Here is a 12,359-nt window from a genome sequence, read left to right as displayed (position 1 = left end):
ATCTTCACCACCATCATCTCGACCGCGATGATGGCGTCGTCGACGAGCAGGCCGAGCGCGATGATCAGCGCGCCCAGCGAAATCCGGTGCAGATCGATGCCCATCGTCAACATCAGCGTGAACACGATGCCGAGCACCAGCGGCACCGAGGTCGCGACCACGATGCCGACGCGCCAGCCGAGCGATACGAAACTAACGAACAGCACGATCGCCAGGGCCTCGACGAACGAACGCATGAAGTCGCCGACCGCGTCGCGGACGACCGCGGGCTGATGAGCGATCCGCTCGAAGGTGACGCCGACCGGCGTGGCGCGTTCGACCTCGGCCATCGACGCTTCGACATCCGCACCGAGCTCCAGGATGTTGGCGCCCTTGCGCATCACGATGCCGATCGCCAGCGCCGGAACGCCGCGCTGCCGGACCAGAAACTGCGGCGGATCGATGAAGCCGCGCGACACGGTGGCGATGTCGCCGAGCCTGATCACCGTGCCGTTGGAGGCGATCGGGGTTTCTTCCACCGCGCGAACGCCGTCGAACGCACCGGAGACGCGCAGCGGGATCCGGGTCGACTGGGTCTGCACCATGCCGACCGGCGCAAGATCGTTCTGCTTGGCGAGACTGTCGAAGATCGTACGCGGCGCGATGCCGAGATTGGCGAGCTTGACGTGGTCGAAGTCGACGAAGATGCGCTCATCCTGGGTGCCGTAGATCGTCACCTTGGAGACGTTCGGAACTTTCAGCAGCCGCTGCCGCACCTGCTCCGCCATCCGCTTCAACACCGCGTAGTCGGCGCTGTCGGAGCGCAGCGTGTAGACGATCGAGTCGACGTCGCCGTATTCGTCGTTGACCTCCGGCCCCGCCACACCGTCGGGCAGGTCCGGCTTCACGTCGGCCATCTTCTTGCGGATCAGATAGAACAGCCAAGGGGTTTGCGCCGGCGGCGTGGTGTCGCGAAACTCCATCTGCGCCGCGGTGAAGCCGGGCTTGGAATAGGTCGTGACCTTGTCGAACCAGGGCAGTTCCTGCAGCTTCTTCTCGATGCGGTCCGCGACCTGAAGCTGCATCTCTTCGGCTGTCGCGCCGGGCCATGTCGCCGTCACCACCGCGACCTTGATGGTGTAAGACGGATCCTCGGCGCGGCCGAGCCGCTGATACGACAGCAGACCGGCGACACTGATCATCAGGATCAGAAACAGCATGAAGGACGGATGCGCCACCGCCCATGCGGAGAGATTGGGCCGCTGCATCACTTGCCCGCCGAGCTGAGCGAAAGCGTGGAGATCGGCCGCACCGTCAAGGCCGGATCGAGCTTTTCGACACCGAGCGCGACGACGGTTTCGCCGTCGCTGACGCCAGAGGTCACCAGCACATCGCGATCCTCATAGCGCTCGATCGTCACCGGCCGCTCGCGCAATTCGCCGCCGTCGCCGACCACGAACACCGCCGCGCCGCGGCCGTGATTGTAGATCGCCGTCAGCGGCAGCCGTGCGAAGCGCCGCTCGTCCTGCTCGCGCAGCGTCAGCGTGGCGCTCATGCCGATCCGCACCTTGTCGTCTGCGCCGGGGATCACGAAGCGCGCCGCGAAGGTCCGCGTCGCCGGATCGGCCGCGAAGGATAGTTCGCGCAGCCGCACCTCGTAGCTCTTGCCGGGCAGCGACCACAGCGTCAGCGAGGCGGAGGCACGACCGACCCGCTCGACGTAACTCTCCGGCAGCGCGACCACCGCCTCCAGCTCCGACAGCCGCGCCAGGCGGACCGCGGCCTGCCCGGCGCTGATGACTTGTCCCGGCTCGATCGGCGTCGCGGTGATCACGCCGTCCGCATCGGCTTCGAGGGTCGCGTAGTCGAGCGCGTGCCCGGCGAGATCGAGCGCACGCTGCGCGCGGACGAGCCGGCTGCGCGCCTCCTCGGCGGTGGCGTGCGCCTTCTGCAGCGCGGCGTTCGCCATCCAGCCCTTGCTCTGCAGATCGGTCGCGCGGCCTTCGTCGGCCTCGGCCTGAATCAGGTTGGACTGCGCCGCCTTCACTTCGGCTTCGGCCTGCTCGCGCTGCAGGCGGAGATCATTGGTATCGAGCGTCAGCAGCGGCTGGCCGCTGCGCACGAAATCGCCGGTCCGCACCAGCCGCCGCGCCACCTTGCCGCTGATCCGAAAGCCGAGGTCGCTCTCGATGCTGGGGCGGATGGTGGCGGCGAAGGTCCGCGTCCGGGCGCCCTCCTCGAACCGCACCGGCACCACCATCACCGGCTGCGGCAGCTTGGTCGGCTCCGCGGCGCCATGATCGGGCTTCGGAGCTGCAGAGTCGCAAGCTCCGAGGATCAGCGCCATCGCGATGATGGCGGCACGAAGCCCCACGATCTCTCTCATCGCCGTCTCGTCTTTTTCCCGGCCGGGCCGGAAGCACCGTCCGCCCGCCCATAATAAAACCAAACGTACGGTTATTATTCGGACGCGAGGCTGTCAATATGACCGTACGTTCAGTATGATTGCGGAGGACGCCTGGGTGAATTGGCGAGGTGACGGAGAGCGATGGTCAGGGTTCGGACGGAAGCCAAGCGGGACGCGATCCTCGACACCGCGGTCGAGGTGTTCAAAGAACGCGGTCTCGACGGCGCCTCGATGTCGGAAATCGCCAGCAGGCTCGGAGGCTCGAAGGCGACGCTGTATGGCTACTTCCCGTCCAAGGAAGAGCTGTTCGTGCACGTCGCGCTGCGCGTCGCCGGCAAGCAGATCCGCGGCATGTACGAAGATCTCGAGGCGCGCGCCACCGACGATCCGGAGCGCGTGCTCACCGAGTTCGGCAAGAAACTACTGCATCGCGTGCTGGCAGAGGACGCCACCACGGCCCACCGCCTTGCAGTGGCGCACGGCCGGATCGGCAATCTCGGGCGGATTTTCTACGACGCGGGTCCTGGCAAAGCGGTCGAGGCGTTCACCCGCTATATCGACGCCGCGACCAAAGCTGGCCGCCTGCATGCCGCCAATCCGGCTGTGGCAGCGTATCACCTGTTGGCGCTGCTTGAATCCGAGATCGCTTATCGCCGCTCGCTGCAATTTGGCGACGCCATCTCCGCCGGCGAGATCGATCAATGCGTCGACCGTGCCGTGCCGGTGTTCCTGGCTGCTTACGCGGCACCACGGACAAGCGACAAAGCGACCTGAGTTTCAGTTGAGCCCCGCGATCCCTCGCCTTCGATTCAAAGGCCGCCGACGGATTGACGGGTCACAATGCCGGCGCGCGGCGGAGTTGCTACGAGGACAGCACCATCATGCGTGCTCGGCGCGCGACGTGGTGGCGCATCTGAGGCGATTTGACAGTGCCATCGGTCCGCATGGATAGTCCGCCGGTCGCAGCGCGCGGGCTGTTTTGCGATGTTTGCAGCGCCTCGCGCGCCTCTCCGCTGGCGGGAACACATCGCCGGCGGCAAGCACAGGTTCTTTCATGAAATTTACCACACGGTTGGTCCTGCTGGTCACGGTGCTGACGGTCGGGGCCACGCTCGTAACCGCCGCCTTGCTGACCTGGACCACACGGCGCGCGATCATCACCGAAGCCGAAGCATCGGGTGAGAAAGTCGCGCGGCTGCTGGCGCGCAGCGCCAGTCTCGCCGCGTCGATCCCGACCGAAGTCGAGGGGATCATCGCCGAGGAGATGACTGCCGAAGGCACCCTGCTCGGCCATTTCGTCGAAGCTGCCGAACGCGCCGGCATGACGCCGACCGAGATCAATCGCCGGCTGAAGTCGATCACCGACGATACCGTTCTCGACGAAATCTGGATCACCGACGAGAAAGGCCACGCCTATCTGCACAGCCTGCCGGATGTGAATTTCACCTTCAGCAATTCGCCGCAGATGCAGCCGCAGGCCTACGCCTTCCACGATCTCCTCACCGGCCAGAAGAAGGTGGTCAATCAGGACGCCCGCAAGCGCGACATCGACAATCAGCATTTCAAATATGTCGGCGTCGGCGGCATCGACAAACCGCGCATCATCCAAGTCGGGCGCAGCGCCAAATTCCTGCAGCAGCTGACGATGAAGATCGGCCTGCCGCGCACGGTCGAGAATCTGTTGGCCGACGGCGACATCGACGCGGTGTGGGTGTTCGACCGCAAGCTCGACGCGCTGGTCGGCCCCGGCGTGTACGGCGCCGATCGCCGCGACGGTCCCAACGAGAAAGAACTCGGCCCGGTGCGTCTGGTGATCGCCGACGGCCAGACCCGGCACGTCGAGAGTCGCCAAAACCTCAGCGTGATCGCGCCGGTGCGCAACGAGCAGAAAGAGATCGTCGGTGCCGCGCTGGTTCGCCTGCCGATGAACCGCGTCTGGGCCACGGTGCAGAGCCAGGCCGAGATCGCAGCCGTCACCGCGTCGGCGATCGCCGCGCTCGGCATCCTGCTGTCGATCGGCCTCGCCCGCTATCAGGCGGCCCCGCTGCGCCAGATCACCCGCGCCGCCGCCGCGCTGGAGTCGCAGAAGTTCGATCCGAATTCGCTCACGCCCGTCGCGACCCGCCACGACGAGCTCGGCCAATTGGCCCGGGTGTTCACCGGCATGGCCGGACAGGTCGCCGCGCGCGAGGAATATCTCGACTCGATGGTGAAGCAGCGCACCGAGGAACTGGAGACGCGTAACCGCAGTCTTGAAGGGCTGTCGGCCGCGCTGTCGAAGTATCTGTCGCCGCAAGTCTACTCGTCGATTTTCAGCGGCCATCAGGACGCCGAGATCGCCTCCAAGCGCAAGAAGCTGACGATCTTCCTGTCCGACATCGCCAACTTCACGGCCACCACCGACAAGCTGGAGTCGGAAGACCTCACCGCGATGCTCAACCGCTATCTCGCCGAGATGGCGCAGATCGCGCTCAAGCACGGGGCAACGATCGACAAATATGTCGGCGATGCCGTGCTCGCCTTCTTCGGCGATCCGGAGAGCCGCGGCGTCAAGGAGGACGCCGTCGCCTGCGTGATGATGGCGATCGAGATGCAGGAGAAGCTAAAGCAGCTGGAGATGGAGTGGATCGACGCCGGCGCCGAGCGCCCGTTCCGGGTCCGCATCGGCATCAACACCGGCTTCTGCACCGTCGGCAATTTCGGCAGCCCGGACCGGATGGACTACACCATCGTCGGCGGCGCCGTGAACCTCACCTCGCGCCTGGAGCAGAACTGCGAGCCCGGCTCGATCCTGATCTCGCACGTCACCTGGTCGCTGGTGAACGATGTGATCGACGCCGAGGAGCGTCCTGCCCTTACGGTGAAAGGCTTCAGCGAGCCGGTGCGCGCCTATGAGGTCCGCGGCTTGAAGACCTCAGGGTCGACCGATGTAATCCGTAAGGAACTGCCCGGCATGCGGCTGTTCATCGACACCGTCACGGCGGATCGCACCGAGGTGAAGCAGACGCTGGTGCAGGTGGTCGAGGATCTCGACAAGAGCTGAAGCAGCCAAGCGCCGCGAGACGGCGCTACTTGTCCGGCTCCACGGTGATCTCTTTCAGCGCGCCGTCCGCCACCACCACGACCACGAACACCAGCTTGTCATCGCCGCGGTGCAGCCCGGCGCTGACCGCGCGCCCGCCACTGAGCTGCTCGGCGATCACCACCGCCTCGGACAGCTTCATCTTGATCCGCCGGAAATCGCCGAGGTCACGCTGGGTCTCGGCGTCGAGATCGGAGGCAGGTTTCGCCTCAGATGAGCGAACGATCCGGCGCGTGGCGACGTCGATCATGGTGCTCCACACCTGATCTCCCCGATACGACTTGACCTCGAACCACGGCGCCGAGCCTTCGTCGGTGAGGTTGAGATCGAAGACCCGCACGCCGGGCAGCTTCTTCTCCACCATCCGGATCAGGTCGGCGCCACTGCCGCGCGCGATCGTCACCGAACCGGTCGGCTCGTCGGTGGACGTCGCCGGCGGCGGCTGCACCGTCGGCTCGTGGCCACGATCGGACACCGCGGCCGAAGCCGGACAAAACAACAGCACCGCGGCCGTCAGGGCCGTCGTGAACCGGATTGCAGACATCTTCGCCTCACTCGTCCACCGCACGTCGAAGCAGTGGACGCCGCGCTCACAGCGCGTCGTTATTGGACACCGGCGACGTGGCGCGCCGGGGTGGTGGCCGCAACGGGCGCCGGCGCGGAATCATCCGCCGGCGGTGCGCTCGACCAGACATGGCCGCTGCGCGCGCGGTCGTAGCCGTATTGATACAGCGAGCGCATGTAGGCGGTGTCGAAGCCGGGCGGCGACGGCGGCCGGTCGCTCTCGATATAGGACAGATTGAAACCGTATTTGTTGCGGCGGGCGAACGCGTAGGTGCTGTAGAGGATCGACCGGGTCTGCGCCTTGATCATCGACGACGACGCCCGCGCGGCGATGTCCAGCGCACGATCGCGCACCAGCTGGAACTCCGGTTCAATGGTATTATTCATCAGGATGTAGAGCTGCAGGTTGAGCGACTTGTCCCACGAGGCACTACGCATCAGATACGCCTCCGGCAAGGTCAGCACCGGCGACATCACGCCGCCATCCACATGCATCTCCTGGAACCGGACGCCATCGGCTTCGGCATTGACCAGCATCGGCGGGAACACGGCCGGAATGCTCGCCGAAGCCGCGACGACATCCCTGAACAGATTGAGACTCTCCGGCGTCCGCAGCGCCGCGATCCGGCCCATGTCCCAGATCACCGAGCGCTGCGAATCCAGATTGGTGGTGACGACGAACAGCCTCCGCCCCTTGGCGTACTGCTCGGCCACCTCCTCCATGAAATTGGCATCGATGTACCGGGCAACCAGTTCGCGCAGGCGCTTGTTGCCGAACAGGCCTGAGCCGAAGATCGCGTTGAACGGATTCGGATCCTCCAGCAGGCTTTCGGCCACGCCGCTGGTGTAGAGCTCCCGCAGCGTGTCGTCGTAGCGCGGGCCGATATAGGCGAATGGCGCGATCAGCGCGCCGGTGCTGACGCCGGACACGATCGAGAACGACGGCCGGCTCCCTGCGGCCGTCCATCCCGCCAGCACTCCCGCACCATAGGCGCCGTCGGCGCCACCGCCGGACAGCGCGAGGTAGGTCTGCGGTCCGGAAATCCGGCGACCATCCACAAAGGCGGACGGCGGATCGTCGGCGTAGCGCCGCAGATCGTCGCGATCGAGGATCCGTGCCTTGGCGGCTTCGGCGGCCGTGTAGGGCTGGCGCGGCAGGCTTGCACAGGCGGCGAGCAAGCAGCTCGACGCCAGCGCGACAACGACGACAAACGAGCGAGGCACGCGGGACATCAGGACACCAGCAGGAACGAGGGACGCGCGACTACGGGGTCGCCGGCGGATCGTCGCGCCAGCGACTCCAGGGCTCGGACGTGTCAAAGCGCGGCGCCTGCCCCGGAACGCGCTCGAGATAGTCCTGATGGATCGCCTGGATGGTCTTGCGGTCGTCGAACTTCACCCGCCAACTGCTCGGCGAGCCCTGCCCGACGATGACGCCCTCACGGGTGCCGTAGCGCGGATGCCGCTCACGACCCAGCGGACTCATCCGAACGCGGTCGCCGCGGCACAGCGGAAGATCGGGCGGTGTTTCACTCGAACTAGCCATCCTAAGCCTCTTGTGTCGGCGCCTTGATGCGGAACCACGCAATGTACAGCGCAGGCAGGAACAACAGGGTGAGCACCGTGCCGACGATGATGCCGCCCATCATCGCGTAGGCCATCGGTCCCCAGAACACTTCTCGCGCGATCGGGATCAGCGCCAAGCTCGCCGCCGCCGCGGTGAGCATGATCGGCCGCATCCGGTGCTCGGTCGCTTCCGTCACCGCATCCCAAGGTGGACGTCCCTCGCTGCGCAACTGTTCGATTTGCACGATCAGGATCACCGAGTTTCGGATCAGAATCCCGATCAGAGCCAGCACGCCGAGGATCGCGACGAAGCCGAGCGGCGCACGGCTCGGCAGCAGCGCCGCGACCACGCCGATCAGCGCCAGCGGCGCCACCGCGAACACCAGGAACAGCCGCTGGAAGCTCTGCAGCTGGATCATCAGCACGGTGGCCATCACGAACAGCATGATCGGCACCACCGCGACGATCGGCGCTTGCGACTTGCCGCTCTCTTCCACCGCGCCGCCGACGGTCACCGAATAGCCGACCGGCAGCTTGGCGGTGAACTCGCCGACCGAATGCTTCAGCTGCTCGACCACCGTCGCCGGCTGCACCTCGTCGATCACGCTGGCCTTGACCGTGACGGTCGGCAGCCGCGCGCGGCGCCAGATCGTCGGCTGCTCCAGCTCGTAGCGGAACGTCGCGACCGCCGCGAGCGGCACCGTCTGGCCGCTGCCGCCGGACAGTTGCAGGTTGCGCAGCGTCTCGATCGAGCCGCGCTCGGCGTCATTGGCGCGGCCGAGTACGTTGACCAGATAGATGTCGTCACGCACCTGGGTGATGGTCGCGCCGTCAAGGATGCCGTTGAGCGTCGAGGCAATGTCTTCCGACGTGACGCCGAGCTGACGCGCCTTGTCCTGCAGCACGTCGACCTTGATCACCCGCGCCGGCTCCATCCAGTCGAACACCACTTCGCCGAGATGCGGATTGGCGGCGACGATGCCGGCGAGCTGCTGCGCGAAGCCGCGCACCTTGGCGATGTCCGGCCCGCTGACGCGATACTGCACCGGCCGCCCCACCGGCGGACCGATGTCGAGCAGTTTCACCAGCGCGTCGGTGCCTGGGAAGGTCTTGCGCAAGTAAGCCTGCAGCTCCTCCCGCAGCCGGTCGCGGTCGGCGAGGCTCTTGGTTACGATCACCATCTGGCCGAAGGTGGCGTTCGACGGTTCGACGTCGAACGACAGCACGAAGCGCGGAGCGCCCTGCCCCACATAGGTCGACCAGTGGTCGATGCCCGGCCGTCCCTTCAGCGCCTCGCGCTCGAACTTGGCCATCTGCGCATTGGTCTCGGCGATCGAGCTGTTCTGCGGCAGGTTCCAGTCGACGATCAGTTCCTTACGGTCCGAATTCGGGAAGAACTGCTGCTGCACGAAGCCCATGCCGACGATCGACAGCGCGAAGGCGGCCAGTGTCAGTCCGATCGTCAGCCAGCGGTGCCGCATGCAGAATCCGAGCATCCGGCTGAACATCGTCGCGAACCGGCCCTTGGTCTCGTGGTGGTTCTTCATCTTGTCGGGCAGGATGGTGACGCCGAGCAGCGGCGTGAACAGCACCGCGACGATCCACGACGTCAGCAGCGACACCGCGATCACCACGAACAGCGTGAAGGTGAACTCGCCCGCCGCGCTGTTGTTGAGGCCGATCGGAATGAAGCCCGCCACCGTCACCAGCGTGCCGGTCAGCATCGGGAACGCAGTCGAGGTGTAGACATGGGTCGCGGCCTTGGCTAGCGAGTCGCCGACCTCCAGCCGCGCCACCATCATCTCGACCGCGATCATGGCGTCGTCGACCAACAGGCCGAGTGCGATGATCAGCGCGCCGAGCGAAATTCGCTGCAGCGAGATCCCCGAATAGGACATCACCATGAAGGTGATCGCCAGCACCAGCGGGATCGAGATCGCCACCACCAGGCCGGCGCGCATGCCGAGGCTGATGAAGCTGATCACCAGCACGATCGCCACCGCCTCGAACAGCGCCCGGGTGAAGCCCGACACCGCCTCGTCGACGATCTGCGGCTGGTCCGACACCAGATGCACTTCGGCGCCGACCGGCAGATCGGCGGAGATCCGCTTCATCTCCTCTTTCAGCGCTTCGCCGAACTGCAGCAGATTGGCGCCGGCTTTCATGCCGATCGTCAGCGCAATCGCCGGCTCGCCGTTGAAGCGGAACAGCGAGGTCGGCGGATCGACATAGCCGCGCCGGATGGTGGCCACATCGGTCAGCGGGAAAAAGCGGTCGTTGACCCGGAGATTGATCGCCTTGAGGCTTTCTTCCGAGGTGAACTGACCGCTGACTCGGACGCTGATCCGCTCCGGCCCGGCCTGCAGCACGCCCGACGGCGTAATCGCGTTCTGCGCCTGCAGCGAGCTGACGATGGTGCGCTGATCGAGGCCGAGCGCCGCGACTTTGCGCGGCGAGAATTCGAGGAAGATTACTTCGTCCTGGGCGCCGACGATGTCGACACGGCCGACATTCGGCACCTGCAGCACCTTGGCGCGGACTTCTTCGACCTTGTCGCGGAGTTGGCGCTGGGTCAGGCCGTCGCTGGTGAACGCATAGATGTTGCCGAACACGTCGCCGAAGCGGTCGTTGAAGGCGGGGCCGACCACGCCCTGCGGGAAGTCGCCCTTGATGTCGTTGATCATGTTGCGCACGCGCACCCAGGTGGGCTGCACGTCGCGCGCCTTGGTGGTGTCGCGCAGATTGACGAATACCGTAGTCTCGCCGGGCGTGGTGATGCTCTTGGTGTAGTCGAGCGACTCCAGCTCCTCGAGCTTCTTCTCGATCCGGTCGGTGACCTGCCGGGTGGTCTCCTCGGCCGAGGCGCCGGGCCACTTCGCCTGGATCACCATGGTCTTGATGGTGAACGCCGGGTCTTCCTCGCGGCCGAGGTCGAGATACGAAAACAGACCGGCCGCCATGAAGGCGATCATGAAGTACCAGACGAGCGAACGGTGCTGCAGCGCCCAGTCGGAGAGATTGAACGACTTCACGGCGTGACTTCCCGTTCGAACCGGACCATTTGGCCTTCCTGCAGATGATGGACGCCGGCGGTGACGATCCGCATGCCGGCCTCGAGCCCATCGGTGACCTGAGCCGTGCCGTTGTCGCTCGGCGCGACCTGCACGCTGCGCTTACTGACCGATCCCTTGGCGGTGTCGATCACCCACACGCTGGCCTGATCGCCCTGGCGCAGGATCGCGGTCGCCGGCAGGCGGAAGCCGCGGCTCGGCTTGCCCGGGATCAGCGTGGTGATCGTGGTGCCGAGCCGGAATGTCTCGGGCGGATTTTCCAGCGTGATACGAACCCGCCGGGCGCGCGTGACTTGATCGGCCTGCGGCGCGATCTCGCGCACCTTGCCGTCGACCCGGACGCGCGGATCGAGCTGCAGCGCCACGGTCAGCGGCGTGCCGATCTTCAGCACGCCGACCAGATCGTCGGCGACGTCGATCACCGCCTCACGAATGTCGGGACGCGCGACGGTCGCAACCATCTGGCCGGGATTGACCACCTGACCAACCTGCGCGCCGACCGCGGTGACGACGCCGGCATATTGCGCCTCGATCTTGGTGTAGCTCAGTTGCTCGCGCGCCTTGGTCAGCGCCGACTGGGCGCGGACCACCGCAGCCTGCGCAGCGGCATCGCCCTGCTCGGCGCTGTCGAGCGTCGCCTTGGTGGTGGCGCCGGTCTCGATCAGCGCGCGTTGCCGGTTGGCGGTGCCGCTGGCATTGACGAGCTGCGCCTGCGCGGTCGCCAGATCGGCCTGCGCCGAACGCACCGCGAGTTCAGCCGCGAACGGATCGACCGCGGCCAGCGTCTGCCCCTTCTCGACAACGTCGCCGATATTGACCGGCCGGGCGATCAGCCGGCCCAGCATGCGAAACCCGTAGTCGGTCTTGAACAGCGGCTCGACCGTGCCGACGACGGCGAGATTAGTCCCCTGCAGCGGCGCAATCACCGTCGACATCACCGGCCGCACCGGGGGCTTGGTTTCCGATTTGTCGTTGCAGCCGGTCAGCAGCAGCGCAGCCGCGATCACCGCAACAAAGCGTGGCGCGCTCATGCGGCGCCTCCCGCATCGGCAACCACCTGCCCGGGACGCAGCATCTTTCCGCCGTCGACCACGACGCGATCGCCGATCGACAGGCCGCGACTGACCACGATCGCGTCGGTCTCGTAGCGTTCGATCGCGACGCTCTTGAGGGACACCGTATGGGTCTTCGGATCGACCACCCACACCGCGGCGCCGCTCTGGTCAGCGGTCAGCGCGCTCCACGGCAGCACGATCTTGTCCAGCGTCTGACTGAAGCCCTCGCCGACCACGACGCTGCCGAGCGTCATCTCGGGCGGCGGATTCTCGATCGACAGTTTGACACGGACCGAACCGGTCTTCGGATCGACTGTCGGCGAGATTTCGCGCGGCTTGGCCACGGCGGTAATTGCCGGGTTCGACACCAGCGACAGCTTGATGGAGTCGCTGCCGACCGGGATCAGGAAGATCGCCTCATAGACGTCGAACACCGCATCCCGGGCGCCGTCTTCGGCAAGCGTGTAGGCCGACTGCGCCGACTGCGCGACCTGACCGACTTCGACGTTGCGTGCGGTGATGATGCCGGCCGCGCTGGCGCGCAGTTCAGTGTAGCCGAGCGCATCCTTGGCGATGCCGAGTTGCGCCTTGGCGGTGTCGACAGAGCCCTCGGCCGCGCGCAGCCCCTCCTGCGC

Annotated in this window: 10 protein-coding genes; 2 read left to right on the top strand and 8 right to left on the bottom strand. The window is 66.1% G+C overall.

The features are described from left to right. The coding region (locus DYI24_RS11400; RefSeq protein ID WP_164572372.1) for an efflux RND transporter permease subunit at positions 1 to 1,247 on the bottom strand (1,247 nt) is incomplete at its 3' end. Beyond that, positions 1,247 to 2,365: an efflux RND transporter periplasmic adaptor subunit gene (locus DYI24_RS11395; RefSeq protein ID WP_164572371.1), complete on the bottom strand. Its 1,119-nt coding sequence runs from the start codon at positions 2,363 to 2,365 to the stop codon at positions 1,247 to 1,249. The genes DYI24_RS11395 and DYI24_RS11400, both read right to left, overlap by 1 nt. Before the next feature lie 162 nt (positions 2,366 to 2,527). Between DYI24_RS11395 and DYI24_RS11390 the strand changes: the two genes are divergently transcribed. Both DYI24_RS11390 and DYI24_RS11385 read left to right on the top strand, forming a co-directional pair. Next, entirely contained in the window at positions 2,528 to 3,160 is a 633-nt protein-coding gene (locus DYI24_RS11390; protein ID WP_164572370.1) for a TetR/AcrR family transcriptional regulator, read from the top strand. 280 nt (positions 3,161 to 3,440) lie between these two features. Beyond that, positions 3,441 to 5,429 carry an adenylate/guanylate cyclase domain-containing protein gene (locus tag DYI24_RS11385; RefSeq protein ID WP_164572369.1) on the top strand — a complete coding sequence of 663 codons (1,989 nt, stop codon included), beginning with the start codon at positions 3,441 to 3,443 and terminating at the stop codon, positions 5,427 to 5,429. Positions 5,430 to 5,454: 25 nt separating this feature from the next. On the opposite strand, the gene DYI24_RS11380 is transcribed toward DYI24_RS11385, so the two are convergent. From DYI24_RS11380 to DYI24_RS11355, 6 genes are all read right to left on the bottom strand, one after another. Further along, a complete protein-coding gene (locus tag DYI24_RS11380; protein ID WP_164572368.1) occupies positions 5,455 to 6,012 on the bottom strand; it encodes a hypothetical protein in 558 nt (185 codons plus the stop codon). A 59-nt stretch (positions 6,013 to 6,071) separates the two neighbouring features. Next, positions 6,072 to 7,265: a patatin-like phospholipase family protein gene (locus tag DYI24_RS11375; RefSeq protein ID WP_107343925.1), complete on the bottom strand. Its 1,194-nt coding sequence runs from the start codon at positions 7,263 to 7,265 to the stop codon at positions 6,072 to 6,074. Positions 7,266 to 7,296: 31 nt separating this feature from the next. After that, positions 7,297 to 7,578 carry a hypothetical protein gene (locus tag DYI24_RS11370; RefSeq protein WP_107343924.1) on the bottom strand — a complete coding sequence of 94 codons (282 nt, stop codon included), beginning with the start codon at positions 7,576 to 7,578 and terminating at the stop codon, positions 7,297 to 7,299. 1 nt (position 7,579) lies between these two features. Next, positions 7,580 to 10,630 (bottom strand): efflux RND transporter permease subunit, encoded by a 3,051-nt coding sequence (locus tag DYI24_RS11365; protein WP_164572367.1) that lies wholly within the window; start codon positions 10,628 to 10,630, stop codon positions 7,580 to 7,582. After that, positions 10,627 to 11,700, bottom strand: coding sequence for an efflux RND transporter periplasmic adaptor subunit (locus DYI24_RS11360; RefSeq protein ID WP_164572366.1), 1,074 nt, complete (start codon positions 11,698 to 11,700; stop codon positions 10,627 to 10,629). The genes DYI24_RS11365 and DYI24_RS11360 overlap by 4 nt, the downstream gene beginning before the upstream one ends. Then, on the bottom strand, positions 11,697 to 12,359 hold a 663-nt coding region (locus DYI24_RS11355), incomplete at its 5' end, for an efflux RND transporter periplasmic adaptor subunit (RefSeq protein ID WP_164572365.1). The genes DYI24_RS11360 and DYI24_RS11355, both read right to left, overlap by 4 nt.

Source organism: Rhodopseudomonas sp. BR0C11 (genome assembly GCF_010820945.1).
In the GTDB taxonomy this organism is placed as follows: Bacteria; Pseudomonadota; Alphaproteobacteria; order Rhizobiales; family Xanthobacteraceae; genus Rhodopseudomonas; species Rhodopseudomonas palustris_H.
Note: the sequence above shows the minus strand (reverse complement) of the source record. Positions and strands in the feature narration are given on the sequence as shown.